Genomic DNA, 24,429 nt, shown 5'->3' with positions numbered 1-24,429 from the left:
CGGCGCGCTTGGCACGCGCCGCCTCCAGCGCCAGCTCGATCTCGCCCGCGCGCGTGACTGCCGCGCGGCGCCGCTCGTGCATCACGAGCGCGGCGGAGTCGAAGCGCTCGACGGCCGCGGCCGCGGCGCGGTGCTGCCGCGACAGCTCGCCGGCGTCCACGCTCTCACGGCGGATCTGCTCCTGGAGCGCCTCAAGGGCTGCCTCGGCCTCCCCGATGGCCGCGCGCTTCTGCTCGATCTCGGCCGAAAGCCGCGCCTCCGCCTCCTGCGACGCGTCCCAACTGCGCTGCAGGCGCCTCAGGTCGTCGACGGCCAGCTGCAGGTTCACCTCGGAGAGCGCGCCCGCCAGCTCGGCGTAGGTGCGCGCCTTCTTCGCCTTGCGCTCGAGCGGCCCGAGCTGGCGGCCCACCTCGGCCACCACGTCGCGCGCGCGGGCGAGGTGCTGGTCCATGGCGGCCAGCTTCCGCTCGCTCTTCGCCTTGCGCTGCTTGTGCTTGAGGACGCCGGCGGCCTCCTCGATGAGCGCGCGGCGGTCCTCGGGCTTGCTCTGCAGGATGGAGTCGAGCGAGCCCTGGGAGATGATGGAGTGCGTGCCCGTGCCCAGCCCCGAGTCGTGCAGGATGTCGAGCACGTCCATGCGGCGCGCCACCGTGCCGTTGATCAGGTACTCGCTCTCGCCCGAGCGGTACATGCGGCGCGTGATGGCCACCTCGTCGAAGTCTACTGGCAGCGTGCCGTCGGAGTTGTCGAGCACGAGGTCAACCTCGGCGAGCCCCGTGGCCTTGCGCGCCGAGGAGCCCGCGAATATCACGTCCTCCATGGCCTGGCCGCGCAGGTGCTTGGCGTTGCGCTCGCCGAGCACCCACAGCACCGCGTCGGAGATGTTGGACTTCCCCGAGCCGTTCGGGCCCACGATGGCCGTGATGCCCGGCTCGAGCGTGAGCGCGCTGCGGTCGGCGAAGGACTTGAAGCCCTTGAGAACCAGTGACTTGAGATACATCGGTGCCGCTTACTCCTGATATGCCTGGCCAGCGCCTTGCGCGTCGTGCTCCTCGAGCGCAGCGCGCTTCTCCTCGGCACGCGCCGCGGCCTTGTCGGCCTTCGCCTGCATGGCAGCCGCCTCGCGCTCGGCCTTCTCGGCGGCCTTGCTGGCCTTCGCGCGCTTGGCCGCGGCCTCCTTCTGGGCGCGCTCCTTGCCCGTCATGCCGATGCCGAAGAACTCGGACAGGCGCGCGAGCGTTGACTTCGCCGCCTGGCTCTCGGCCTCCTTCTTCGTGCGGCCGGTGCCGCGCGCGAGCCCCTTCTCGCCGGCGTAGACCTGCGCCACGAAGGTGCGGTCGTGCGGCGGGCCCTGGGTCTCCACCAGCTTGTACGTGGGCGTGATGCCGTCCTCCTGGAGCTTCTCCTGGAGCGCGCTCTTCGGATTCTCGGGCTCGCTCGCCATGTCGAGCGTCATGCGCGGGATGAGCGTGCGGCGCACGAACTCCTCGGCCGCGCCGATGCCGCCGTCGAGGTAGAGCGCGGCCACGATGGCCTCGTACACGTTCTCGAGCGCCGAGTGCAGCCCGCGCCGGCCCGTGCCCGTCTCCGACGAGCCGAACACGATGACGTCGGTGAACCCCAGCTTCTCGGCCACGTCCGACAGGCTCGCGCCCGACACGAGCGCCACCTTGATGCGCGTGAGGCCGCCCTCGTCGAGCTCGTGGAAGCGGTGGAAGGCCGTCGAGGCCACGATGGCGCCCAGGATGGAGTCGCCCAGAAACTCGAGGCGCTCGTAGGAGTACTTGACCGCCTTGCCCTCGGTGGCCGAGGGATGCGTGATGGCGGAGAGGATGAGCTGCTCCTGCTCGAAGTGATACCCCAGGATCTCCTCGGCGCGCGCGAGCTTGCGCTCCTGCTCAGGCGAAAGGCTCATCGCGCATCACCGGCGACGACGCCCGCGATGACCTCGCTCACGTGCGAGCGCACGGTAGTCGCGCTCGCGAGGATGCCGTTCTTGACGGCCAGCTCGTTCGAGGAGCCATGGCCCACGATGCAGGCGCCCTTCACGCCGAGGAGCGGCGCGCCGCCGTAGGTGTCGGGGCTCACCTTCGCCTTGAGCGCGGAGAGGTCGCCCTTGAGCAGCACCGCCCCGAGCTTCGACTTCGTCGAGGACAGGAAGGCGTCCTTCAAGTAGCTGAACAGGGTCTTCGCCGTGCCTTCGAGCGTCTTCAGGCACACGTTGCCGGTGAAGCCGTCGCACACCACCACGTCGAAGTCGCCTGCGAGCAGGTTGCCGCCCTCGCAGTTGCCCGCGAACTCAGGCACGTCGCGCCGCAGGGCCTCGAAGGTGGCCTGCGCGAACTCGGAGCCCTTCGTCTCCTCGGCGCCGATGTTGAGCAGGCCCACACGCGGGCTCTCGACGCCCATGATCGCGCGCGCGTACGCCGCCCCCATCTGCGCGAACTGCACGAGGTACTCAGGCTTGCAGTCGGCGTTGGCCCCCACGTCGACGAGCAGCGTGGGGTTTGCGTACGAGGGGATGACCTGGCCGAGCGCCGGGCGCTTCACGCCGCGGACGCGCCCCATCACGAGCGTCGCCGCCGCGAGGCAGGCGCCGGTGGAGCCCGCCGAGAAGAACCCGTCGGCCGCGCCCTCCTTCACCAAGCGGCAGCCCACCACGATGGAGGAGTCCTTCTTCTTGCGCACCGCGCCCGCGGGGTGCTCGCCCATCTCGATGACCTCGGTGGTCGCCTGCGCCCGGCAGCGCTCGTGCGCCGCCGCGAAGGGCCCTGTCACGTCCGCGGGCCCGCACACGATGACGTGCAGGTCGGGGTCGGCCTCGAGCGCGGCGTGCGTGCCGCGCAGCACGACCTCCGGGCCGTTGTCGCCGCCCATGGCGTCAACGACGATGGTTACTGGTTCAGCCACATGTACTCCTTACAGCATGTCAAGCGTTAGGCATGGGCCCATGCGTCCGACCGCCCGAAATCGGCGCGCAGACGCATGGGCGCATGGGTTTTCGCACTAGGATACCCGACCACGTGCACGCGCCCCGCAGAAAGCGCGCGGCACGGCAAAAACGCAGAAGAACTCCGCGCGGGGCGCAGGCGAGGCGGCGGGCGGGGCGGATGGGCGGGCGAGCAGGACGAACGCGGACGCCGCAGACGAGCGCCACAAGCACCGCAGGCGCCGCCTCCTCCCGCGCACACCCAAAAAGCCTCCTGGCAGGCCAAGCCGCAGAGCTTGGCGCGCAAGGAGGCTTTGAGTCATCGGGGGACGTGCCGCCCACCCGACGTTCTTGCGGGAAGAGCGCTACTCGGTCTCGATGACCTCGCGGTTCTTGTAGTAACCGCAGTTACCGCACACGCGATGCGGAAGCTTCACTTCGCCGCACTGGGGGCAAACGGAGCGAGCGGGAGCGGTGATCTTGTCGTTGGTGCTACGACGAGCATGGGTGCGAGCGCGACCCATCTTACGCTTAGGTACTGCCATGATCTAACTCCTTCTATTACACGAGCGACGTCTCAAAGCTCGTAACTCGTTTCAGTAAACGCACGAAACGGTATTTTACCAAACGGATCCTCCCCTCGCAAGGGCTCATCGCGTCTTTTTCCGCCCCATCTTACCCTTCCACACGCAGGCGCGGTGCGCAGGTGCGGGGTGCGCGGGCAGCTCACGAGAGGTCAAGATCACGCTTAGCCGCGCTCCACGGCACGCGTCGCCCGTCGTCTTGCTCGACAGCCTCCCTGAGATCGCGCGCATCCAGCTCATCCTCAAGGCGCTCGAGCGTCTGCTGGCGAGCCTGAGCGGAGGGGCCAGGAGCGCAACGACTATCGCCGATGAAGTCCCCGTTGAGGGTGACGCCGAGGCCGCGCGCGAGAGTGCGCAGGCCCTCGTCGGTCAGGTCGTAGGGAAACGCGGCGTCTTCGCCCGCCGCCATCATGCGCGCGCCTGCCGCCGCCACGCCGGACCCGGTGTACGCGCTCCCGCCTGCTTCGACGCGCCCGCCGGCCATCATGCGCGCGGCGTTGTGGATCTCGGCCGCCTTCACGATGGCGTGCATGTGACCGAACGCATCGTCGAAGGTGGCGCCCGTGCTCAGGAGGCCGTGGTGCGCCCAGATGACCGCCGCGTGGCGGCGCGCCTGCTCGGCCGAGGCGCGTGCGAGCTCCAAGCTGCCGGGCACCTCGAGCCCCACGCACCCGACGCCCTCGGGAAACACCATCACGCACTCGGTCATGGCGCGCCAGAGCGCGCGCGTGAGGGTGCGCGCGTCAGGCGGCAGCACCTTCGCGAGCGCGATCACCGGCACCGGGTGCGCGTGGTAGAGCACGCGCGGCTCGTCCGCGCCTGAAGCCGGCGCGTCACACTCCCCCGCGTCATGCGCCTGCAGGCGCGCCGCGTGGATGAGCAGATGCCCCGCGAACTCACTCGTGGGCCGCCCGCCGCCCGAGAAGCCGCAGAGCGTGCGCCATGCGCCGCCCGCGCCGTCAACTTCCACGATGCCGAGCGCGCGCGAGGGATCGTCGGCCACGTTGCGCATGAACGAGCCCGTGGCCGTCACCAGAAAGAGCGCGCCGGCCACCTCGGGCACTTCCACGCCGAGCGGCGCCCACGCCCCCGGCTCGCCCGCATGCAGCGCGCGCACGTGCTCCGCCTCGCCCTCCGTCAGGCGATACGACGCGTTGCCGCCGTTGCGCTCGTGCCAGCCCCGTTCCCAGCCGTCAGAGCACATCCGCACCATCCCGCGGACGAACGGCAGCGCCTCGAACGCCGCCCGCATCGCATCATCCATGCCCGCGCTCCTCTCCATACCCGAAAGCCACCTTCGCCGCACGCCGCCACCGTCAATACGTCAGCCCGAACGCCCAGAGCGGAACCACGTTGCCGAACCCGTACTCGATGTCGTCCTTGACGACGATGCCGCGCTCCGCACCCTTCAGCTGGTCAGCGCCCTTGCTCCTGCCCCCCACCTCAAAGGTTATGCCGCCAATGGCGAAGTCGGCGAGCGCGGACGCGGTAACCTTGTGCCGCACGCGCATCTGATTGAAGAAGAACGTCTCCCTCACCGTGCCGACGTCCACGTTGCCTCCGCCCAGATTGTATAAGATGTTCGTATTGTCGAGGTATATCTTCTCCGCCTTCCCCAAGGCGCCCAAGCCGCCGGCGCCCGTCTCGAGTCGGGCGATCATGCCGGCCTTCTCCATGTAGACGAGGTAGTCCTCGATGTTGTTGCGACTTGCCTGGATCTTGCCTGCGAGGCTCGTCATGTTCGGCTTGAAGGGCGCGAGCGTGCTCACAACCGCCATGAGCTGCTTGAGCTTGCGCCCCGTCGCCGTGTTCATCTCCGCGAACTGGGGGATGTCGACCTCAAGCGTACGCGCGATGACCTGCCCGAGCTCGATGGGGAAGTCGGGGTCAGAGCCGAACGGATAGTACCCGCTTCGCAGGTACTCGGCAAAATAGGGCAGCGGGTGCTTGACGTCCGGGATGCGCGCCTTGTGCTCAAGCACCTCGTCAAGCGTGAACGCGTCGAAGGCGATGCCGTGGCGCATCCCCAGAAACTCGCGAAACGACAGGCCCTGCATGAGGTAGCGCGGTGCGCGGCGGCTGAGATCCGCCTCGCCCTTCTCTATGTCGAGGATCGACGACCCCGTGAAGCACACGTGCAAGTCGGGGAAGGCGTCGTAGACGGCCTTCAGCTCGCGCGACCAACTCGGGTACTTGTGCACCTCATCGATGAGCAGATGCGAGCCGCCCTGCTTGACGAACGCCTCAGCCGTGTCGTAAAGGGTGTGGCTGGCGAAGTACATGCTGTCAGCCGTGACGTAGAGGACGCGCGACGAGCCGATCAGCTCCTTGGCGCGCTGGAGCAGCATGGTCGTCTTGCCCACGCCGCGCGGCCCGACGATGCCGAGCATTCTGCCATCCCAGTTGACCTGAGGATACATATAGCGGTAGAACGCGGTGGGCACCTCGTCGAGCAAGCGGTGCATGTACTCGTAGAGACGGTCCATGAGGACTCCTTTTGCTCAAATCGCACTCATATAGTGCGATTATAGAGCAAAATTGCACTGGGTGAGTGCGATTTCCCGTGAAATATGCACTGGGTGAGTGCAGTAAGTGCGTTTTGCTCTGCCCTAGGCGAAAGCCGCGCTTCCCGCGGCGCGGCACGCACCCACATCATGCACCCGCATCACGCCTGTGCTCGCGCTCACGTGCCGCCCACGCCGGGTCTCGCAACTCGCGCGGCGCCGCCTCACTCCCCGTGAGCGCCGAACTGCATCTCGTAGTAGCGGGCGTAGGTGCCGCCGCGCTCCATGAGCTCGGCGTGCGTGCCGAACTCCACCACGCGGCCGTCCTCCACCACCGCGATCATGCGCGCGTTGCGGATGGTCGACAGGCGGTGCGCGATCACGATGGTGGTGCGCCCGCGCGAAAGCTCCTCGAGCGAGCGCTGTATGGCACTCTCGCTCTCGTTGTCGAGCGCGCTCGTGGCCTCGTCCAGGATGAGGATGCGCGGGTCGCGCAAAAACACGCGCGCGATGGCCACGCGCTGCTTCTGCCCGCCCGACAGGCGCGCGCCGCGCTCCCCCACGAGCGTGTCGTAGCCCTGCGGCAGCGACATCACGAAGTCGTGGATGCTCGCGCGCCGCGCCGCCTCCACGATCTCCTCGTGCGTGGCGCCCGGGCGCCCGTACGCGATGTTCTCGGCGATGGTGCCGCCGAACAGGTACACGTCCTGCTGCACGATGCCGATGGCGTCCCGCAGCGACGACGCGCTCACGTCGCGCACGTCGACGCCGTCGATGGAGACCGACCCCGCGCCCACGTCGTAGAAGCGCGGCAGAAGCGCGCACGTGGTGGTCTTGCCGCCCCCGCTCGGCCCTACGAGCGCCACGGTCGTCCCCGCAGGTATGTGCAGGTCAAGCCCGCGCAGCACCTCGACCTCGCCGTCGTAGGAGAAGCGCACGCCGCGATAGCGCACCTCCCCGCGCACGCACCCGCCCGCCGCCGCGGCCAGGTCCGGCGCGCCGGGCGCGTCCGTCACCGAGGGCGCCTCCACGAGCACCTCCATGAAGCGGCGGAAGCCCGCGTAGCCCTTCTGGAGCGTCTCGGTGAAGTTGATGAGCTGCTCGACCGGCGCGATGAAGATGCCGATGTAGAGCGCGTAGATGGCCAGGTCGGACACCTCGAGGCTGCCCTGCGCCACGAAGTAGCCGCCGCCCACCACGCACACCGTGTACAGCGCGCCCAAGAACAGCGAGTTCGCCGCGTGGAACGCCCCGAGAAAGCGGTACGAGCGGTTCTTCGTGTCGAGGAACGCTACGTTGGCCTGCGCGAACTTGGCCTTCTCGGCGCGCTCGCCGCCGAACGACCTCACCACGCGGATGCCGCCGAGCGAGTCCTGCACCGTGGCGTTGATGCCCGCCATGCGCACGCGGTTCTCGCGGAAGATGGTGCGGCGGCAGTAGTTGCGCCAGAACGAGAACGCCGCCATCACGGCGGTCACCGCCAGCATCACGAGCGTGAGCGGCACGTTGACCATGAACAGCAGCGCGAACGAGCCGATGATCTTGAACGCGCACACGAGCAGGTTCTCGGGCCCGTGGTGCGCGAGCTCGGAGATGTCGAACAGGTCGCTCGTGATCTTCGACATCATGGTGCCGGTGTTGTGGCGGTCGTAGTAGTCGAAGCCCAGGCGCTGGTACTGCGCGAACAGGTCGCGCCGCATGTCCGCCTCCATGCGCGCGCCCATGATGTGCCCCCAGCACGTGATGAAGTACTGGCAGCCCGTGCGCACGAGGTAGAGCGCCGCGAACAGCGCGGCGATCCACCCGAGCGAGCGCAGGATCACGCCTGGCTCCGAGAGGAAGAACTCCTTCGTGAAGAAGTTCAGAAACTGCGGGAACGCCAGGTCGATGCAGGCGAGCACCACGGCGCACGCCAGGTCGCACAAGAGCAGAAGCTTGTAGGGACGGTAGTAGCCGAGAAACGCCTTCCAAACCTGGCCTGCGGAGACGTGCGCGTTCGCCTCATCCCCCAGGCGCACGTCATTCGTCAAAGCGCAGGTCCTTCAGCGCGGCGAAGGGGTTGCGCGCCAGCTCGAAGTCGGGGTCCTCAGCCAGCTCGCCGCACGCGCACGCGCCCTCGTTGAGGTTCGCGCCGCACGTGGGGCACAGCCCCTTGCAGTCGTCGTCGCACAGCGGGATGAGCGGCACCTCGAGCAAGAGCGCGGCCTGCACGAGCGCCGTGAGGTCGATGGCGTTGTCCTCGGGCAGCACCTCGAACTCGTCCTCGTCCATGTCCTCGGGCGCCTCGGCGTCCTCGCCGCCGAGCAGGAAGTAGCCCTCGATCTCCCCCGTCAGGGGAAGCTTGACGTCCTCCAGGCAGCGCGCGCACGACGTGGTGGCGTCTCCCTCGACGGTTCCCGTGACCAGAAGCGCGTCGCCGGTGTTGGTGACGTCGACCTGCCAGGCGAGCGGGCGGGCGAACGAGTACAGGTCAGGGCCGGCCTTCAGCGTCGGCACCTCGATGGTCCCCTCAAAACGAGAGCTCTCCGCAGGCGCGAAGAGCTCGTGAGGGATGTGAATGCGGATGGATTCCATGTCTACCCTCGAATCTCGCGGCGGACGCGCGCGGCCGTCCCGCATGCCCGCCGCGTCCCTGACGCAAGACGCGAAGAAGGGGCGGGGCTGATGCGAGCGCCGCGGCGCAGGTCAGCTTAGCGGACGTTGATGGAGTTGGCGTTCAGGCGGTCACGGCAGCGGCGCACGTTGTTGAGCAGCGTGTCGAGGCTCTGCTCGACGTGCCCGAACACCTCGTCGGCGTAGTCCTCCGCGCCGGCGCGGGTCTGGCGCTCGAGCTCGCGGGCGTCAGCCATGATGGTCTCGGCCTGCTGCTGGGAGATGCGCACGATCTCCTGCTCGCTCGCGATGGTGATGGCCTGGCTGCGCGCGTCCTCGATCAGGCGGTTCGCCTCGGCCTCGGCGTCGTCGAGGAGGCTCTGGCGCTCGCGCACGATCTGGCGGGACTGGGCGAACTCGCTGGGGAACGTGTCGCGAATCTCGTCCATGATCTCGAAGGCCGCCGTGATGTCAACCTGGCGAAGATTGTTCTTGCCAAAGACCGGCTTCGAGTCCTCAAGCAGAATAGAGAGCTCTTCGAGCAGACCCAAGACTCCGGTTTCGTCCATGATGTTCCTTCCACCTCAAGGGCCGGCAGGCAGCCGCCCCGCTGAGTTCAACTTATATCGATGCAGGTAAACTGCACATGAGTTTGATTATTCTACCATGTCGGGAAAAAGAACGCGCGTCGGCGCACAAAGGGCGCACATTTGCGGGAAAACGGTTACCCGAGCACCGCGCGCCCTGCGCCCCGCGCGGAGCCGCGTTGCGCTACACTGGACAGGCTGTCGCGGCCACGCCCTCGGCAGCGCGCCTCTACCCCCGACCAAGGAGCACCCCATGAACGTTGCCGAGCGCCATGCCCCCACCGACGAGTACCTCGAGCTCGTGCGCACCACCGACGAGCGCGGCGGGGGCAGGCGCGACGCATGGGAGCGCATGAAGGCGAGCAGCGCGTACGTGGGCGGCGCGCCCGCGCCCATCTCGTACCTGCCGCGCATCCTCGACCAGCGCACGCGCGACCAGCTTGCGTCAACCGCGCTCACCGTGCACGGCATCCTCGAGAAGGTGATCGCCGCCTACCTGGACGACCCGCAGTTCAGGGAGCTGTTCGCCTTCGACGAGCGCGTGCGCGACCTCATCCTGACCCCGCGCGCGAGCGCGCGCCTGCTTCCCTACGCGCGCTTCGACTGCTTCTTCGACGAGGACAGCGGCGCGGCGCGCTTCGTCGAGTTCAACGCCGACTGCTCGTCGGGCATGAACAAGACCCGCGCAGCGCTTGACGCCCTGCGCCCGAGCGCCCCCTGCCAGGCGTTCGCCGCGCGCCATCGCCTGGAAGACGACGCAGAGCGCCTGTTCGAGGGATGGGCGGCTGACTTCATGCGCCTGTACGGGGCGTGCGAGGGCGCCAAGGAGCACCCTCATGTCGCCATCGTCATGTGCATGGACGGCGATGACGTGCCCTTGGGCGAGCTTTCCCGCTACGCCGCGCTCTTCCGCGCGGCGGGCGCCGACGCGAGCGTCTGCGACGTGCGCGACCTCGCCTTCAGCGGCGGGCGCCTCACCTGCGCAACCCCCCGCGAGGGAGCGCCCAACCAGCCGATCGACGTGGTCTGGCGCTTCTGCATCGTGGTCGACCTGCTGCAGCACTGGGACGACTGCCAGGACTTCGTCACCGCCGTCACCTCGGGCGCCGTGCCCATGATCGGCAGCTTCGCGACCCAGATCGCCCACGACAAGCAGCTGTTCGCGGTGCTGCGCGACCCCGCCGCGCAGGCCCTGCTCACGCCCGCCGAGCGCGCCTTCGTCGAGGAGTCCCTCCCCTTCACGGCGTTTCTTGACGACCCGCGCCTCTCCGTGGACCAGGTGCTGGAAGAGCCCGCGCGCTGGGTGATCAAGCCCACCGACTGGTACGACAACAAGGGCGTCTACGTGGGCGCGCAGTTCAGCCGCGCCGAGTGGGCGGACGTCGTCGAGCGCTGCCGCGCCGACGCGGGCCCGTCAGCCTACCTCGTGCAGGAGTTCTGCGCCCCCGCACGCACCCCGGCGATTCCGCTCTACGGCGACGAGGCCGACTTCTCGGGGCCCGTGCGCGACTCCGGCTGCCTCACCGGCCTGTACGTGTTCGACGGCCAGTTCGCCGGCGTCTACAACCGCCTCGGGCCCACGGAGAACGTCACCGCCCCCGGCACGTTCGTGGTGGCCCCCACCCTCTGGGTGCAAGACGAGCAGCGCGTCAGCTGCTTGGCCTAGGAGAGCCTCAGGGCCATGCGATGCGTTCCCGGCAGCTCCTTGAAGCCGAATCGCCCGTAGAACCTTGCAGCCGACGCGTCGACAGGGTCCACGATGAGCGCCCGCGCGCCCGCGAGGTCGGCTATCTTGAGTGCGTTGAGGATGGCGTCGCGCAGAAGCTGCGCGCCGAGGCCGCGGCCCTTGTAGCGCTCATCGACGCCCATCATCCCCAGGAGGACGGCGGGAACCTGCTCGGGCGCGTTCCTCTTGAACCAGCCTCCCGACACGTCGGACCGGGTCACCGAGTGCGCGCTGAGCGTGTAGAAGCCCGCCACCGCATCTCCGCAGAAGGAGACGTAGACGACGGCGGTCCCCCTCTTGCGCGCGTCGGCCGCGTGGTCGGCAGCCCATCGGTCGACCACCTCGTTGCCGCACCGAAAGCCCTCGATCCGCTCCCCTTCGCGAAGCTGAACGGGCCTGGTGAACCCCGTCATACCCAGATTTCCTCACGGGCCAGGAGCTCAGAGGCGGCCTTCGGCAGAGGGGCTTCGAGCATCTGGCAGAACGCCTCGAAAGCCTCGTCATCGAGCTGCGTGGCTCTCGCCTCGTCGATGTCGCGGCGCGCGCACTCGTCGAGGTGCTGGGTCGTCCACTGCGACAGCGTCTGGCCCTTGAGCGCGGCAGCCCGTTCGTAGCTCGTCCGCTGGGGCTGCGTCAGCCTGATGTCAATGCGACAGGACCTTTCCATCACCGGTGCCATGTTAGCTCCTTTCGAGGTTTCCTCAATTGTACGGAAATATTCCGTACAATCAAGAGGAGACTCAGCGGTACGGGGAAACGCCTTGCGAAGAACGCGGACGCAGAACGGAACCGGGCAGGAAGGCCGCAACGCAATCCCCTCGGTTGACCTGGGCGGACTCAAGCAGCCGCAGGAGAGCTCGGGCGGGCTTAGGCGAACTTCCGCTCGAGGGCTTCCTTCACGCAGGGCGGGACGAACTGGTCCAGGTCGCCGTGGAGGCTCGCGATCTCCCTCACGATGGAGCTCGACAGGTACATGTACTGCGGAGGCGACATGATGAACATCGTCTCGAGCTCGCGGTCGAGCTGGTAGTTCAGCGCCGTCATCTGGAACTCGTACTCGAAGTCGGTCACGGCGCGCAGGCCCTTGATGACCACCTCGGCGCCCATGCGGCGAGCGAAGTCGACCAGAAGCTCGTCGAACGCCTCCACGCGCACGTTGGGCAGGTGCGACGTGGCCTCGCGCGCCAGCTCGACGCGCTCCTCAAGGGAGAACAGCGGCCCGCGCGGGCCCTTCTTCTGCGACGCGGCCACCGCCACGACCACCTCGTCGAACAGCTGCGCGGCGCGCGTGATCACGTCGAGGTGTCCGCTGGTGATGGGGTCAAACGTTCCCGGGGTGAGGGCGCGCTTCATGCCGTTACTCTCCTTCTCGCTCAAGCAGGTCGATCACAGTATCGCCGTAGGCGCGCCGCGAGGCAAGGGACAAACCGCTCGCCGCGGCCGCCTCCTCGACCGCCGCGTTCGACGCCGCGCCGTGCTCGTAGGACACCACCGCGCCGGGCGCGAGCGCGCCCGCCGCCGCGAGCCGCCCCACGACCCCGAGCACCTCGCGCGCCTCGAGCGCGTAGGGCGGGTCGAGCAGCACGAGGCTGTACGGCTCGCGCAAACGGGGCGCGCCGCTCTTCAGCACGTCGGTGCGGCAGACGCGCACCTGGTCGCGCCCGTACCCGAGCGCGCGCACGTTCTCCTCGATCGCCTTGAGCGCCCCGCGGTCGCACTCGCACAGGCACGCATGCGCCCCGCCGCGCGACATCACCTCGAGCGCGAGCGCACCCGAGCCCGCGAACGCGTCGAGCACCACCGCGCCCTCGAGCCCGCCGCATGCGCTCACGAGCGCGCTCATGAGCGACTCGCGCACGCGGTCGGTGGTCGGGCGCGTGCCGCGCCCCTTCGGCGCGACGAGGCGCCTGCCTTTGTGCTCGCCGGCGATGATGCGCATGGGCGGTCCTTTCAGCTCGAAGTGTCATGAGTGGTGCGGCGCGGTCCGCGACGCCGCGGTTCGCCGCGGGCGGGTCCGCAGGGGGAGGGCCGACAGGCGGGTCGCCTGCCGGGCGCGGGGCCCCTACCCGCCGACGACGGCGCGCTCCTGCGCGAACAGGGCGCGCATCTCGCGCGCGAGCGCCGCGTGGTCGGGCTCCTCCAGAAGCGGGTCAACCTCCATGATCGCGCGCGCGTCGGCGTTCGCCGCCTCGATGATGCCCTGGTCGCGCACCACGTTCACCAGCTTGAGCGCCGAGGCGCCCGACTGCCGGTTGCCCAGTATGTCGCCCTCGCGGCGCAGCGACAGGTCGAACGCCGCGAGCTCGTAGCCGTCGTCGGTGGTCTCCATGGCGCGCAGGCGTGCGAGCGCCGCCTCCTGCTTCGAGGCCGACACCAAGAACACCTGAGCCGGGAGGCTGCCGCGCCCCACGCGCCCGCGCAGCTGGTGGAGCTGCGAGAGGCCGAAGCGGTCGGCGTCCTCCACGATCATCACGGTGGCGCGGGGCACGTCGACGCCCACCTCGATCACGGTGGTCGCCACGAGCACGCCGATCTCGCCCGCGCGGAAGCGGTCCATCACCGCCTGCTTCTCGGCCGCGGGCATGCCGCCGTGCAGAAGCGCCACCTCGTGGTCGGGGAACACCTTCGCGCTCAGAAACGCCGCCTCCTGCGTGGCGGCCGTCACGTCGTCGTCCGCCATGTCGGCGTCGTCCTCGATGGCCACCGTCGGGTGGAACGCCTCCTCGGCGTCCCCCTCGCGCGCCGCGGCGCCCTTGCCCGCCAGCTCGTCGCGCTCCTCGGAGCTCTTGCCGATGAGCGGGCACACCACGTACACCTGCTCGCCGCGCGCGAGCGCCGCCGCCGCCGCGTCGTAGGCGCGCCCGCGCTCGGACTTCGCCACCACGCACGTGGTGCGCCGCGCCGCGTCGTGCGGGCGGTGCTTGATGTAGGACAGCGTCAAGCTCCCGAACAGCGCGAGCGCGAGCGTGCGCGGTATGGGCGTGGCCGTGAGGAACAGCGCGTCGGGCGCCGCGCCCTTCGACAGGAGCTTCGCGCGCTGGTCGACGCCGAAGCGCTGCTGCTCGTCGACGACCGCGAGCGTGAGGCGGGGCGCGACCACGTCGTCCTCGAGCAGGGCGTGCGTGCCGATGAGCACGTCGATCTCCCCCGCCGCCGAGCGCGCGACCGCGTCCGCGCGCTCGGCGGCGCTCGTTGAGCCCGTGAGCAGCGCATACGTCACGCCCGCCGCGTCGAAGAGCGCGCCCAGGCTCTTCGCGTGCTGGCGCGCGAGCACCTCGGTCGGCGCCATGAGGAACGCCTGCCCGCCCGTGTCGGCCGCGGCGGCCAGCGCGTGCGCCGCCACCACCGTCTTGCCCGTGCCCACGTCTCCCAGGAGCATGTGGTTCGCCACGCGCGGCGCCGCCATCGCGCCGAGGATCTCGTCGCGCGCGGACGCCTGCTCGTCCGTGAGCGCGAAGGGCAGGCTCGCGGCGAGCGCGCGCAGGCGCGGGCCGTCCGTCACGTGCGCGACGGGCTCCACGTCGCGGCTGCGCTCGGCGGACTGCTGCATGAGGAAGAGCTCGAGCATGAGCAGCTCCTCGTAGGCCAGGCGCCGCCGCGCCTCATGCGCCTCGGGCATGGCCTGCGGGAAGTGGATGGCGCGCAGCGCGCACCCACGGCTCATCAGCCGATACTTGGCCCGCAGGTCGAGCGGCAGCGGGTCAAGGACCCCGCACGTCGCCTCGAGCGCGTTTCCCACGAGCCGGCGCATCCACGCGGCCGACACCTTCTCGCACGCCGGGTGCACGGGGATGATCATGCCCGTGGCGGGCTCGTCGCCGAGCACCTCGAGGTAGGGATTCGTCATGCGCTTGAAGCCGTAGCTGAACTCAACCTTGCCAGCCACGGCGACCTGCGCGCCCGCGCGCACCGTGTCCATGAGCCACGGCTGGCGGAAGGCCGTGACCACGAGGAGGCCCGTCTGGTCCACGAGCGCGATCTCCACGAGCGTGAGCTTCGGACGCGGGCGCTTGAGCTTGATCTCGTGCACCGTGCCCTGGATGGTGCACGCGGACCCGATGCGCGCCTCGGCCACCGTGCACACGCTCGAGAGGTCCACGTAGCGGCGCGGGTAGTGGGTGAGCAGGTCGCGCACCGTGCGGACGCCGAGCTTCTCGAGCGCGCCTGCGCGCGCCGGGCTCACGCCGCGCACCCGGGACGCCGGCGCGTCGAGCAGCAAGGTGGCCGCCAAACGATCAGGCGAGGCCGAAGCCCCGCCCTTCTCCTTCGATGTGTTGGTTTTCGCAGACAATCCCTTATTCGACCGAAAGGACGATCGGGTAGAGCGGCTGCTCTCCGCGGTGGGAGTCGATCTCGAGGTCGTCGTAGGCCTCCTCGATGCGCTCGACGAGGGCCGCGAAGTCCCCGTCCGCCATGTCCTCGCCGGCGAGCAGCGTGAGCGTGTCGGCGTCCTCGGCCTCCATGGCCTCGAGCAGCTCCATCACCACGTCCTCCACCGACGAGCCCACCGCCTCGATGGCGCCGTCCGCGATGCCGATGACGTCACCCTCATGGATGGGGTTGTCGTGCGCGTCCTTGGAGTCCTTGATGGCGCAGGTGACCTCGCCGGTCCTCACCTCGGCGAACGCCTCGGTCATCTCGGCGACGTTGTCCTCAAGCGACGCGTCGGGGTCGATCGCGAACATGGCCGCGAAGGCGGCCGGCACGCTCTTGGTGGGCACCACGCCGCAGGGGATCTCGGACAGCTCGCAGGCGCTCTGCGCCGCCATGATGATGTTGGAGTTGTTCGGCAGGATGACGACGGCATCGGCGTTCACCTGCCCCACGGCGTCGAGCAGGTCCTTCGTGGAGGGGTTCATGGTCTGCCCGCCCGAGACGACCACGTCGACGCCGAGGCTGCGCAGGATCTCGGCGTTGCCCTCGCCGGCCGCCACGGCCACGAACCCGAGCGGCTTGTGCTCGGCGGCCTGCTCCGCGGCGAGCTTCTCGGTGCGCTCGGCCGACTGCAGCTGCATGTTGTGGATGAACACCTCGGAGATCTGCCCGCGCTCCAAGAAGTACGCGAGCACCTGGTCGGGGTGGTTGGAGTGCACGTGCACCTTGAACTTCGGCGCGCTGCCCACGCACAGCTCGCAGTCGCCCATGGTGGCCAGGAACTCGAGCGCGTCGGCGGGGTCGAGCACCTCGGAGTCGACGAGGAACTCGTTGCAGTAGCGGTACGCCGAGCCCTCCCAGTCGTTGATCTGCTCGATCTCCACCTTCGGGGCCGCGGTGCGCGCGAACGCGAGCTCGTCGACCATCGTGCCGTCCTTGCCGAGCAGCGCCGCCGCGAACGAGTCGAGCAGGATGGCCAGGCCGAAGCCGCCGGCGTCGACCACGCCGTTCTCCTTCAGCACGGGGAGCAGCTCGGGCGTGCGCTGCACCGAGGCGTACGCCTCGGCCACGATGCACTCGATCGCGTCGACCGTGGAGAGGTTCGCCTTGCGCGCGTCGACGGCGGCGGCGCCGGAGTCGCGCAGCACCGTGAGGATGGTGCCCTCGACGGGCTTGCGCACCGCCTGGAAGGCCACCTCGACGGCCTTCTCGAAGGCCGCGGCCACCGTCTCGGTGGTGAGCGCCTCGGCGCCTGCGCTGCCCTCGCACAGGCCGCGCAGGATCTGCGAGGTGATGACGCCCGAGTTGCCGCGCGCGCCCATGAGGGCGCCCGTGGTGATGGCCTTGCGGATCTCAGCCCCGCTCGCCCCGATGGACAGGCGCGCGACGTTGCTCACCACGCTCTCGATGGTGAGCGACATGTTCGTGCCCGTGTCGCCGTCGGGGACGGGGAACACGTTGAGACGGTTGACTTCTTCCTTGCGCGCGCTCAAAGCCTTGCTCGCCGCCGCGATGGCGTTCAGCACGTCGTTGGATGAGTAGGTGGTTGACATGGCGGTTCGTTCTCTCCTTAATGATGCGAGCGCGCGGCGGCAGATCCCCTTGCGCGCGCCCTCCCGAAAGCGGGGCTAGCGGCGTACCTTGACGTCCTGCACGTGTACCTCCACGCCTTCCAGAGGAACGCGCGCGTACTCCTTCAGCGCGAAGCTCACCTGGTCGATGAGGTTCTGCGAGACGGTGCTGATGTTGGTGCCGTACTCGATGACGACGTAGAGCTCCACGTGGATGCCCTCGTCAGTGGTGTTGACAACGACGCCGCGGCGCAGGCGCGACGCAGGAAGGATCTTTGCAATGCCGTCAGCGGCGTTCGGGGCGGTCATGCCCACCACGCCGTAGCACTCCATGGCGGCGTTTCCGACGATGTCGGCCAGCACGTCATTGGCAACATGGAGATTACCGGGAATGCTCATGCTCATGATGCTCCTTTCATGTGTCAGCGGCGCCGCGGCGCGCACGCGAGCCACGCGCGCGCGAGCCTGCGGGACCGCCGTAAGCTCATCTTATGCAGTATAGCGCATGGGCTAAACGCGCGATGGCAGGCTTGCGCAGGCAGGCGCCCATATTCCATAAATTATTCTTGAAGGGGTGTTGTTTTATGTGATATAGTATTAGGGCTTTTTTGTCCTAACCGGTTTAGGCCGAGAATATTATTGGAGTTGATACGAATGTCTAAGATTTGCGAAGTTTGCGGTAAGAAGCCTGTTGCTGGTCGCAGCATCAGCCACTCCCATCGTGTGACCAACCGCTGGTTCAAGCCCAACGTGCAGAAGGTGACCATCAAGGACGCCAAGGGTCACGTGCGCAAGGCCAACGTGTGCACCTCCTGCCTGAAGGCCGGCAAGGTCGAGCGCGCCTAAGGGCCCGCTCGCGAGCCTGCTTCGCTCACGGCATCGAAAAGCCCGCTCGCGCGGGCTTTTTTGCGTTGGGGAGATTTATGCGGGCTTCTCGCTTCGCTCCCCTACTCTACGATGAGGAGGCGCTTGCAGGAGGGGCAGGTGCCGAGGGGCGCGTGGGCCTTCAGCTCGATGAGGCGGCCGCCCTCGATGGCGGCGCGGCACACGCCGCAGCGGTCGCCGTTCAGCGCGCCGACCGCCACGCCGCCGGTGCGCGCGGCGGTCTTCTCGTAGAGCCTCAGCACCGCCGGGGTCATGCGGCTGGCGAGCTCGGCGCGCTCGGCCTCGAGCTTGGCGACGCCCATCTTGAGCGCGCCGCCCTCCCGCTTGAACGACTCGACCGCGCGGGCCTCGGCGGCGTCGATGTCGGAGAGCGCGCGCAGCACCTGCGTCTCGAGCTGCGTGATCTTGTCGAGCTCGTCGCTCGCCTTCGCGCGGTCGTCCGCGAGCTTGGCGCGGCGCTTGGCGATGCCCGCGAGCTCCTTGGTGCGCGCCTCGACGTTGCGGTAGTTGCCGCTGGCCGCCTCGATGGCCGCCTGCGTGCCCGCCTCCTTCTTCGCAAGCGAGGCGTCCTCGTCGCTGATGCGGGAAAGGCGCTGCGCGGCGTCCTTCTTGAGGGCGTCGACCTTGGCGCGCTTGCCGCCTACGGCCTCGCGCTTCTTGCGCGCCTCCATGATGACGGCGCGCTGCGGGAGCTCCTCGAGCTGCTTGTTCAGGCGCAGGATGTCCAGGTCGATCTGCTGGATCTGAAGCAGGCCGGCGATGTCGTCGTGCTGGGCTTCCATGGTGTGACCCCCTTGCTTGCGAAGTGATGGTTCAACTATACGCCAAGACGCGCGCCCTGGCGCCCGCGTTTTCCGCAGCGCGCGCGAAAACCGCCCGGCGCCGCCCAACGGCTCGAGCGCGGCCCGGCTGCCCGGCGGCGCTAGACGCGCAGCGCCTCGGGCGCAGCCCAGTTGCCCGACTGGTCGATCACCATGATGGCGTCCTTCGCCACGCCCACGCGCGCGAGCGCCTCGGCCAGCACCGCCACGAGCGGAAGCTCGCTCACGTCGTGCCCGAGCTCGACGATGGCCAGGCCCGCACCCGAGAGGTCGAGCGCCTCGTGGTACTTCACCTCGCCGCAGACGAGGCAGTCCGCCCCCGCCGCAAGCGCCGCGCGGCCGCAGGTGCCCGCCGAGCCCGTGGCCGTCACCACCGTGCGCAGCGAGCGGTCGAACTCGCCCCACACGCGCGGCGCCCTCCCGAACACCGCCGTGCAGCGCGCGGCCAGCTGCGCGAGCGTGCGCGGCCCGTCGCCGGCGGCAGGCACGTCGCAGATCTGCCCGTACCCCTTGCGCCTCGAGCCCGAGAGCGGCTCGACGAAGCGGCCCGTGAACGCGAGCCCCAGCATGCCCGGCAGCACGCGCGCGGCCTGCGGGCTCACGTCGAGCGCCGTGTGGAAGTCCATGAGCGCCACGCGGTTCTGGATGGCGGCCCACACGCCCGCGCCGGGGCTCGTCGCCACCGAGCTTCCGGGCGCGAACGACGTCGGCGGCGCGAGGAAGGCGGGGTGGTGCGTCACGAGCACGTTGGCGCCGCCGCGGGCGGCCTCGCGGATGGCGGCCACCGTGGGGTCGAGCGCCACGGCCACGCGCTCGACGGGAAGCGCCGCCTCCCCCACCAGAAGGCCCGTGCGGTCCCACTCCTCCGCGTCCTGCGCGGGAAACTCCTTGAGCAGCGCCGCCTCGAGCGAGCCGACGGTGAACGCCGGCGCCGCCTTGGCGATGGCGCGGGCCGGGCGCTTGACGAGCGCCCCCCTCTTCGACGCCTCCTCGCCGCTCGACGTTCCCTGGGGGTCTCTTCGGTTGAACAGCGCCATGATGCCTCCTTCGTCCGATCTGCCGCGCGCTGCCGAGCCTGCTCGGGCGCGGGCCGGGCAGGCTCGCGCCCGAGCCGAGCCTGTGCGCGCCCGAGCGCGAGCAGCGCTTACTCGATGGTAATGGTTCGGCGGTCGCCCGTGGCCGTCGGGACGGTGACGACCCGGTAACCCGCCTCGTACAGGGCCGCGTAGCCGCGCTCGATGTCGCGCGCCACGTTGGCCGGCTCGTGCGCGTCGGTGCCCACCGTGCAGGGGACGCCTGCGCGGCAGAACGCCCGCAGGAGCGCAGGCGCGGGGAACATCTCGGCGCAGGCGTAGTAGCTGCCCGAGGTGTTCAGCTCGATCATGCGCCCGCCGGCCGCCGCTGCCTCGGCCGCCGCCTCGTAGAGGGGCGCCACGTCGTAGCTGGGGTAGTAGGCGAACTTCTTCGCGAGGTCAGGATGCGACATCACGTGGTAGGGCTGCGCCGCGTCGGACGCCGCGTCGCACCACAGCTCGAAGTAGCGCTTCCAGATGGCGTCGGGCGCGCCGGGCTCCTCCCAGCGGTCGCGCTGGGCCGGGTCATCGAAGGCCCAGGCGTCCACGAAGTGCACCGAGCCGAGCCGCAGCGTGAAGGGCGCCAGGTCAGCCTCGGTGATCACGCGGTCCTCGTCATCGCCGAGGTAGTCCATCTCGACGCCCGTGATGATCTCGAGCTTCGGATGCGCGCGGCGCGCGGCCTCGACGGCCTCCAGATACCGCGGCATGTTCTCGGGCAGCACCGAGAGGTACTCGTCGGGGTCGAACGCCGGCGTGAGCGGGTAGTGCTCGGTGAACGCCAGCGTGGTGATGCCCGCCGCCTCCGCAGCGGCCGCGTACTCCTCGATCTCGCCGACCCCATGCCCGCAGTACTTGGAGTGGCAGTGCGTGTTGATGAGTTCCATTCTCATGTTCCGTTCGTTGCTGACGCAACAAACGGAATCGTCGACGCTGCGGGCACTTGAGGCGGTCCGCCTGCCCCCTTGCGCGCTGCACGGCGCGTACCGAAGTACGCTTGGCAGCGCGGCGGAGCCATGCGAATCACCTCAAGCACCCTCGCTGACTTTTCCGCATGCTGCGTGATTTCCTTTGCCGTAGCCTACTTTACCATTCAAGCGCTCTCGGGACGGCGGCGAGGAACGCATCGACGTCCTCATGTGTGGTGTAGCGGCCCATCGACACGCGCAGGGCACCGTAGGCGGCGTCCCCCTGCACGCCGATGGCGCGCAGGACGTGGCTCGGCTCGAGCGAGTGCGACGAGCACGCGCTGCCGCCCGAGACGCCGAAGCCCATCATGTCGAAGCGCAGGATGAGCGTCTCGCTCTCGAGGCCGTCGACGAGCACGTGCACGATGTTGGGCAGGTAGTCGCGCGCGCCGGGAGCCACCGGCACCGTGGCGCTCACGGGCCCGAACGCCGCGAGGCCCGCGTAGAGCTGGTCGCGCAGCGCGCGCAGGCGCTCGGCCTCGGCCTCGGCGCCTTCCACCGCCGCGGTGACCGCTGCCGCGAAGCCCGCGATGCCGCACACGTTCTGCGTGCCGCTGCGTCGGCCGCCCTCCTGCCCGCCGCCGAGCTGCTGAGGGACGAACGGCGTGCGGGCGCGCAGGTACAGCGCCCCTACGCCCTTCGGCCCGCCCACCTTGTGGCCCGAGAACGAGGCTGCGTCGACGCCGAGCTCGCCCACGTCGACGCGCACTTTGCCGAGCGCCTGCGTGGCGTCGGTATGGAAGAGCGCCCCGTGCGCGTGCGCGATGCGCGCGAGCTCGGCCACCGGCTGGATGGAGCCCACCTCCGAGTTCGCCATCTGCACCGACACGAGCACCGTATCCTCGTCGATCGCCGCCTCGAGCGAGGCGGGCTCCACGAACCCGCGCGCGTTCGGCGCCAGGTACGTCACGCGCATGCCGTCCGCCTCCAAGCGGCGCGCGGGCGCGAGCACCGCGTCGTGCTCGAGGGCCGTGGTGATCACGTGTGGCGCAAACCCGCCCGCTCCCCTGCGGCGGCGCGCGTCGGCAGCGGCGCGCGAAAGCCCGAGCATCGCCGCGTCGTCGGCCTCGGTAGCCCCCGAGGTGAACACGATCTCGTCGGGCCGCGTTGCGCCGAGGGCATGCGCCACCTGGCGGCGTGCGCGCTCCATGTGCTCGAACGCCGCGCGCCCCGCGGAGTGCAGCGAGTTCGCGTTGCCCCCTGCGGCGAGGTTCGCGCGCCCCGGCACGAGATAGGACTCCATCGCGCGCGCCGCCTCCTCGCACAGAGGTGCGGTGGCCGCGTAGTCGAGGTACACGTAGGTGTCCGTTACCTTAGCTGGCATGCAGCTTCAAGCCTCCTTCTTCGTGGGTGAAACGGGCGGCGCGCTTGGGCGAAGCGCAGTTGGCGGCGCGTTTTTGGGCGAAGCGCAGCTGGCGCCGCGCTGGCACGCGTTGGCTGACCTGCGCTCGCGCGGCCGTCGCGCGCGTAGCCGTCGCGCCCGCACCCGTCACACGTTCGCGCCTCCGTCGCCGCCACGCGCCCGCCGCGCGCCTCTATGCCTGCGCGGCGAGAGTGGCCTCGCGCGCCTCGTCCGCCGCCTGCTCGATGCGCATGAGCGCCGCCGCCGGGTCCTCGGCCGCGAACACGGCGTTTCCGCACACGAGCACGTCAGCGCCCGCAGCCGCCAGAAGCGGGGCCGTGGCCACGCCGACGCCGCCGTCCACCTCGATGAGCGGGCTCGCGCCCGCCGCGCGCGCGAGGGCCACCACCTCGGCCACCTTCGCGTCCGACCCCTCGATGTAGCTCTGCCCCGAGAACCCCGGCTCGACGCTCATCACGAGCACCATCTCGAGCTCGGCGATGACCGGGGCCAGCACCGCGACCGGCGTGCACGGCTTCAGCGCCACGGCGGCCTTGCAGCCCGCCGCGTGGATGACCTCGACGGCACGTGCGAGCTGAGGGCCGTAGAGCGCCTCGGCGTGCACGGTGACGACGCACGCCGTCGGGTCGGCGGCGCCTTGGAGCACGTCGAGGAACCACGGCAGCTCGCGCTCCGGGTTGTCGATCATGAGGTGCACGTCAACGGGCAGGCTCGTCGACTTCACCAGCTGCTTGAGCACGGGGATGCCCACCGTGAGGTTCGGGGCGAAGTGCCCGTCGATCACGTCGTAGTGCACGTACCCTGCGCCCGCCCGCTCGATCAGGTCGATGTCGGCCTGGAAGCTCATGAAGTTGGCGGACAGGATGGAGGGGGCGATCTTCACTGGTTGAAACATGGAATGTCCTTGCACTCGCGGATGTATGCACCGCGCCTATTCTAGCGCAGCAACGCGACGAGGTTCCGAGTTATTGCTCCTCCACAATTCGCGAATACGCAAGGAAGCCAAGCCATCGGACGCGGACCTTGGCCTTCTTCGACCTCCGGCCCCCTCTGGCGGAAGCGCGTGTGCGCAGGTGAGCGACGGATGGGGGGCTCATGCGGTACAATGGTGCATTGGACGCGGCGCACGTGCCCGTCCGCCATCGTCTCGCACGCATTGGAGGCCCCCATGAAGATTCTCCTGGTCAACCACTTTCCGCTCGAAGGGTCGGGAAGCGGCACGTACACCATGAACACCGCGCAGCACCTCGCCAAGCGCGGGCACGACGTCTGCATCGTGTTCCCCGAGAACCGCGTTCCGGCACCGCTCGACGGGGTTTCGCTGCGCCCGGTCTACTTCGACGCCGAAGGCGGGCAGCACGCGCTGGCTGGCGACCCAGCCGCCAACGACGCGCTCGCCGGCAAGCCGGCGGCAGGCGACGGCAGCAGCCCGACGAGCCCGCTGCCGTTCAACTTCCCCTGCTTCACCACCCACCCGCGCAGCCTGACGACGTTCGACGACCTGGACGACGACCAGCTCGAGCGCTACCTGACGGCGTTCACCGCAGCCGTCAGCGCCGCCGTGCGCGAGTTCGAGCCCGACATCATCCACGCCCAGCACGTGTGGCTGCTCGCCAACGTGGCCGCGAAGACCGGCGTGCCCACCATCGTCACAGCTCACGGCACCGACATGATGGGCTACCGCAAGTGGCCGCGCTTCCACGAGCTCGCCGACGAGACGGTGCGCTTGTGCCACAGCATCATCGCCATCTCGAAGGACAACTACGAGGACACCGTGTCGACCATCCCCGCCGCAGCCGAGAAGATGGTGCTGCTGCTGAACGGCTACAACGAGGACGTCTTCTACCGCGAGGACGTCGACCGCGCCTCGCTGCTCAAGGAGCACCACGTTCCCTGCCAGGGAGAGCGCGTCGTGCTGTTCGCAGGGAAGCTCACCAACTTCAAGGGCGTCGACGTGCTGCTGCGCGCCGCCGCGCGCTACGAGCGCGAGCACCCCGACGTCGTCACCCTGCTCGCCGGCAGCGGCGAGGAGCGCGAGGCGCTCGAGCGCCTGCACGCCGATCTGGGGCTCTCGCGCACGTACTTCCTGGGACATCAGCTGCAGGACAGCCTGCGCAGGCTCTACAACGCGGCCGACCTGTTCGCCATGCCGTCGCGGCGCGAGCCGTTCGGCCTGGTGGCGCTCGAGGCCATGGCGTGCGGGCTGCCCGTCGTGGCGACGAACCAAGGCGGCCTGCCCGAGTTCGTCACGCCGGAATGCGGCACGCTCGTCGACGTCGACGATGACGAGGCCCTCGCGCGCGCCATCGTGGGCGAGCTCGACCGCACGGCCGCAGCGCCCCTGCGCCGGGAGCGCATCGCGGAGAGCGTGTTCGAGCGCTACGCCCAGTCGAAGTTCGTCGTGCGCCTCGAGGCGCTGTACCAGCGGGTCATCTCGGCGTAGCGGCGAAGC

24 protein-coding genes are annotated in these 24,429 nt (G+C 69.4%); 3 read left to right on the top strand and 21 right to left on the bottom strand.

Going from position 1 to position 24,429, the window contains the following annotated elements:
* From HRL41_RS06110 to HRL41_RS06070, 9 genes are all read right to left on the bottom strand, one after another.
* On the bottom strand, nt 1-1,000 hold a 1,000-nt coding region (locus HRL41_RS06110), incomplete at its 3' end, for a chromosome segregation SMC family protein (protein ID WP_172135991.1).
* Between the two features lie 9 nt (nt 1,001-1,009).
* Entirely contained in the window at nt 1,010-1,915 is a 906-nt protein-coding gene (rnc, locus tag HRL41_RS06105; RefSeq protein WP_165173422.1) for a ribonuclease III, read from the bottom strand.
* Entirely contained in the window at nt 1,912-2,910 is a 999-nt protein-coding gene (plsX, locus tag HRL41_RS06100; protein ID WP_172135990.1) for a phosphate acyltransferase PlsX, read from the bottom strand. Before plsX ends, rnc begins: the two co-directional genes overlap by 4 nt.
* A 384-nt stretch (nt 2,911-3,294) precedes the next feature.
* Nucleotides 3,295-3,474: a 50S ribosomal protein L32 gene (gene rpmF / locus HRL41_RS06095; RefSeq protein ID WP_165047839.1), complete on the bottom strand. Its 180-nt coding sequence runs from the start codon at nt 3,472-3,474 to the stop codon at nt 3,295-3,297.
* A gap of 181 nt (nt 3,475-3,655) precedes the next feature.
* The gene (gene rhaD / locus HRL41_RS06090; RefSeq protein WP_172135989.1) at nt 3,656-4,777 is read right to left on the bottom strand and encodes a rhamnulose-1-phosphate aldolase; all 1,122 of its coding nucleotides are present in this window, start codon (nt 4,775-4,777) and stop codon (nt 3,656-3,658) included.
* 52 nt (nt 4,778-4,829) lie between these two features.
* Nucleotides 4,830-5,999 (bottom strand): ATP-binding protein, encoded by a 1,170-nt coding sequence (locus HRL41_RS06085; RefSeq protein ID WP_172135988.1) that lies wholly within the window; start codon nt 5,997-5,999, stop codon nt 4,830-4,832.
* A gap of 242 nt (nt 6,000-6,241) precedes the next feature.
* A complete protein-coding gene (locus HRL41_RS06080; protein WP_172135987.1) occupies nt 6,242-8,047 on the bottom strand; it encodes an ABC transporter ATP-binding protein in 1,806 nt (601 codons plus the stop codon).
* Nucleotides 8,037-8,591 carry a DUF177 domain-containing protein gene (locus HRL41_RS06075; RefSeq protein WP_172135986.1) on the bottom strand — a complete coding sequence of 185 codons (555 nt, stop codon included), beginning with the start codon at nt 8,589-8,591 and terminating at the stop codon, nt 8,037-8,039. Before HRL41_RS06075 ends, HRL41_RS06080 begins: the two co-directional genes overlap by 11 nt.
* Nucleotides 8,592-8,707: 116 nt before the next feature.
* Nucleotides 8,708-9,178, bottom strand: coding sequence for an ATP synthase F0 subunit B (locus HRL41_RS06070; protein ID WP_165053564.1), 471 nt, complete (start codon nt 9,176-9,178; stop codon nt 8,708-8,710).
* 271 nt (nt 9,179-9,449) lie between these two features.
* Between HRL41_RS06070 and HRL41_RS06065 the strand changes: the two genes are divergently transcribed.
* On the top strand, nt 9,450-10,862 hold the full coding sequence (locus HRL41_RS06065; RefSeq protein WP_172135985.1) for a carboxylate--amine ligase: 1,413 nt from the start codon (nt 9,450-9,452) through the stop codon (nt 10,860-10,862).
* Here HRL41_RS06065 and HRL41_RS06060 read toward each other — a convergent pair.
* The 7 genes from HRL41_RS06060 to HRL41_RS06030 all read right to left on the bottom strand — a co-directional run bounded on the left by HRL41_RS06060 (nt 10,859) and on the right by HRL41_RS06030 (nt 17,272).
* Nucleotides 10,859-11,335, bottom strand: coding sequence for a GNAT family N-acetyltransferase (locus HRL41_RS06060; RefSeq protein ID WP_172135984.1), 477 nt, complete (start codon nt 11,333-11,335; stop codon nt 10,859-10,861). The two genes, HRL41_RS06065 and HRL41_RS06060, sit on opposite strands and share 4 nt — an antisense overlap.
* The gene (locus tag HRL41_RS06055; RefSeq protein ID WP_172135983.1) at nt 11,332-11,601 is read right to left on the bottom strand and encodes a DUF1778 domain-containing protein; all 270 of its coding nucleotides are present in this window, start codon (nt 11,599-11,601) and stop codon (nt 11,332-11,334) included. The genes HRL41_RS06060 and HRL41_RS06055 overlap by 4 nt, the downstream gene beginning before the upstream one ends.
* Nucleotides 11,602-11,789: 188 nt before the next feature.
* Entirely contained in the window at nt 11,790-12,275 is a 486-nt protein-coding gene (coaD, locus tag HRL41_RS06050) for a pantetheine-phosphate adenylyltransferase (protein WP_165173398.1), read from the bottom strand.
* A gap of 4 nt (nt 12,276-12,279) precedes the next feature.
* The gene (gene rsmD / locus HRL41_RS06045) at nt 12,280-12,861 is read right to left on the bottom strand and encodes a 16S rRNA (guanine(966)-N(2))-methyltransferase RsmD (RefSeq protein WP_172135982.1); all 582 of its coding nucleotides are present in this window, start codon (nt 12,859-12,861) and stop codon (nt 12,280-12,282) included.
* A gap of 123 nt (nt 12,862-12,984) precedes the next feature.
* Nucleotides 12,985-15,213 (bottom strand): ATP-dependent DNA helicase RecG, encoded by a 2,229-nt coding sequence (locus HRL41_RS06040; RefSeq protein WP_172135981.1) that lies wholly within the window; start codon nt 15,211-15,213, stop codon nt 12,985-12,987.
* Between the two features lie 4 nt (nt 15,214-15,217).
* The gene (locus tag HRL41_RS06035) at nt 15,218-16,849 is read right to left on the bottom strand and encodes a DAK2 domain-containing protein (RefSeq protein WP_172135980.1); all 1,632 of its coding nucleotides are present in this window, start codon (nt 16,847-16,849) and stop codon (nt 15,218-15,220) included.
* Nucleotides 16,850-16,924: 75 nt separating this feature from the next.
* Nucleotides 16,925-17,272 carry an Asp23/Gls24 family envelope stress response protein gene (locus HRL41_RS06030; RefSeq protein WP_165053544.1) on the bottom strand — a complete coding sequence of 116 codons (348 nt, stop codon included), beginning with the start codon at nt 17,270-17,272 and terminating at the stop codon, nt 16,925-16,927.
* Nucleotides 17,273-17,521: 249 nt separating this feature from the next.
* On the opposite strand from HRL41_RS06030, the gene rpmB reads away from it, so the two are divergent.
* Nucleotides 17,522-17,713 (top strand): 50S ribosomal protein L28, encoded by a 192-nt coding sequence (rpmB, locus tag HRL41_RS06025; RefSeq protein WP_165053540.1) that lies wholly within the window; start codon nt 17,522-17,524, stop codon nt 17,711-17,713.
* Nucleotides 17,714-17,814: 101 nt separating this feature from the next.
* On the opposite strand, the gene HRL41_RS06020 is transcribed toward rpmB, so the two are convergent.
* From HRL41_RS06020 to rpe, 5 genes are all read right to left on the bottom strand, one after another.
* The gene (locus HRL41_RS06020) at nt 17,815-18,534 is read right to left on the bottom strand and encodes a zinc ribbon domain-containing protein (protein ID WP_165172677.1); all 720 of its coding nucleotides are present in this window, start codon (nt 18,532-18,534) and stop codon (nt 17,815-17,817) included.
* Nucleotides 18,535-18,674: 140 nt separating this feature from the next.
* The gene (locus tag HRL41_RS06015) at nt 18,675-19,610 is read right to left on the bottom strand and encodes a Nif3-like dinuclear metal center hexameric protein (RefSeq protein WP_172135979.1); all 936 of its coding nucleotides are present in this window, start codon (nt 19,608-19,610) and stop codon (nt 18,675-18,677) included.
* Between the two features lie 107 nt (nt 19,611-19,717).
* Nucleotides 19,718-20,539: a histidinol-phosphatase HisJ family protein gene (locus tag HRL41_RS06010; protein WP_253904735.1), complete on the bottom strand. Its 822-nt coding sequence runs from the start codon at nt 20,537-20,539 to the stop codon at nt 19,718-19,720.
* Between the two features lie 193 nt (nt 20,540-20,732).
* Nucleotides 20,733-21,938: a cysteine desulfurase family protein gene (locus HRL41_RS06005; protein ID WP_172135978.1), complete on the bottom strand. Its 1,206-nt coding sequence runs from the start codon at nt 21,936-21,938 to the stop codon at nt 20,733-20,735.
* 211 nt (nt 21,939-22,149) lie between these two features.
* Nucleotides 22,150-22,872 (bottom strand): ribulose-phosphate 3-epimerase, encoded by a 723-nt coding sequence (gene rpe / locus HRL41_RS06000; protein ID WP_172135977.1) that lies wholly within the window; start codon nt 22,870-22,872, stop codon nt 22,150-22,152.
* 273 nt (nt 22,873-23,145) lie between these two features.
* Between rpe and HRL41_RS05995 the strand changes: the two genes are divergently transcribed.
* Entirely contained in the window at nt 23,146-24,420 is a 1,275-nt protein-coding gene (locus tag HRL41_RS05995) for a glycosyltransferase (protein WP_172135976.1), read from the top strand.
* Nucleotides 24,421-24,429 lie beyond the last annotated feature (9 nt).

Source organism: Adlercreutzia sp. ZJ473, from assembly GCF_013185065.1.
GTDB lineage: Bacteria > Actinomycetota > Coriobacteriia > Coriobacteriales > Eggerthellaceae > CAAEEV01.
Note: the sequence above shows the minus strand (reverse complement) of the source record. Positions and strands in the feature narration are given on the sequence as shown.

Excerpts from the sequence above, each read along its gene's own strand:
- rnc (WP_165173422.1), bottom strand. The coding sequence starts at position 1,915 with ATGAGCCTTTCGCCTGAGCAGGAGCGCAAGCTCGCGCGCGCCGAGGAG.
- rpmF (WP_165047839.1), bottom strand. The coding sequence starts at position 3,474 with ATGGCAGTACCTAAGCGTAAGATGGGTCGCGCTCGCACCCATGCTCGT.
- rhaD (WP_172135989.1), bottom strand. The coding sequence starts at position 4,777 with ATGGATGATGCGATGCGGGCGGCGTTCGAGGCGCTGCCGTTCGTCCGC.
- HRL41_RS06085 (WP_172135988.1), bottom strand. The coding sequence starts at position 5,999 with ATGGACCGTCTCTACGAGTACATGCACCGCTTGCTCGACGAGGTGCCC.
- HRL41_RS06075 (WP_172135986.1), bottom strand. The coding sequence starts at position 8,591 with ATGGAATCCATCCGCATTCACATCCCTCACGAGCTCTTCGCGCCTGCG.
- HRL41_RS06070 (WP_165053564.1), bottom strand. The coding sequence starts at position 9,178 with ATGGACGAAACCGGAGTCTTGGGTCTGCTCGAAGAGCTCTCTATTCTG.
- HRL41_RS06065 (WP_172135985.1), top strand. The coding sequence starts at position 9,450 with ATGAACGTTGCCGAGCGCCATGCCCCCACCGACGAGTACCTCGAGCTC.
- HRL41_RS06060 (WP_172135984.1), bottom strand. The coding sequence starts at position 11,335 with ATGACGGGGTTCACCAGGCCCGTTCAGCTTCGCGAAGGGGAGCGGATC.
- HRL41_RS06055 (WP_172135983.1), bottom strand. The coding sequence starts at position 11,601 with ATGGCACCGGTGATGGAAAGGTCCTGTCGCATTGACATCAGGCTGACG.
- coaD (WP_165173398.1), bottom strand. The coding sequence starts at position 12,275 with ATGAAGCGCGCCCTCACCCCGGGAACGTTTGACCCCATCACCAGCGGA.
- rsmD (WP_172135982.1), bottom strand. The coding sequence starts at position 12,861 with ATGCGCATCATCGCCGGCGAGCACAAAGGCAGGCGCCTCGTCGCGCCG.
- HRL41_RS06035 (WP_172135980.1), bottom strand. The coding sequence starts at position 16,849 with ATGTCAACCACCTACTCATCCAACGACGTGCTGAACGCCATCGCGGCG.
- HRL41_RS06030 (WP_165053544.1), bottom strand. The coding sequence starts at position 17,272 with ATGAGCATGAGCATTCCCGGTAATCTCCATGTTGCCAATGACGTGCTG.
- rpmB (WP_165053540.1), top strand. The coding sequence starts at position 17,522 with ATGTCTAAGATTTGCGAAGTTTGCGGTAAGAAGCCTGTTGCTGGTCGC.
- HRL41_RS06020 (WP_165172677.1), bottom strand. The coding sequence starts at position 18,534 with ATGGAAGCCCAGCACGACGACATCGCCGGCCTGCTTCAGATCCAGCAG.
- HRL41_RS06015 (WP_172135979.1), bottom strand. The coding sequence starts at position 19,610 with ATGGCGCTGTTCAACCGAAGAGACCCCCAGGGAACGTCGAGCGGCGAG.
- HRL41_RS06010 (WP_253904735.1), bottom strand. The coding sequence starts at position 20,539 with ATGAGAATGGAACTCATCAACACGCACTGCCACTCCAAGTACTGCGGG.
- HRL41_RS06005 (WP_172135978.1), bottom strand. The coding sequence starts at position 21,938 with ATGCCAGCTAAGGTAACGGACACCTACGTGTACCTCGACTACGCGGCC.
- rpe (WP_172135977.1), bottom strand. The coding sequence starts at position 22,872 with ATGTTTCAACCAGTGAAGATCGCCCCCTCCATCCTGTCCGCCAACTTC.
- HRL41_RS05995 (WP_172135976.1), top strand. The coding sequence starts at position 23,146 with ATGAAGATTCTCCTGGTCAACCACTTTCCGCTCGAAGGGTCGGGAAGC.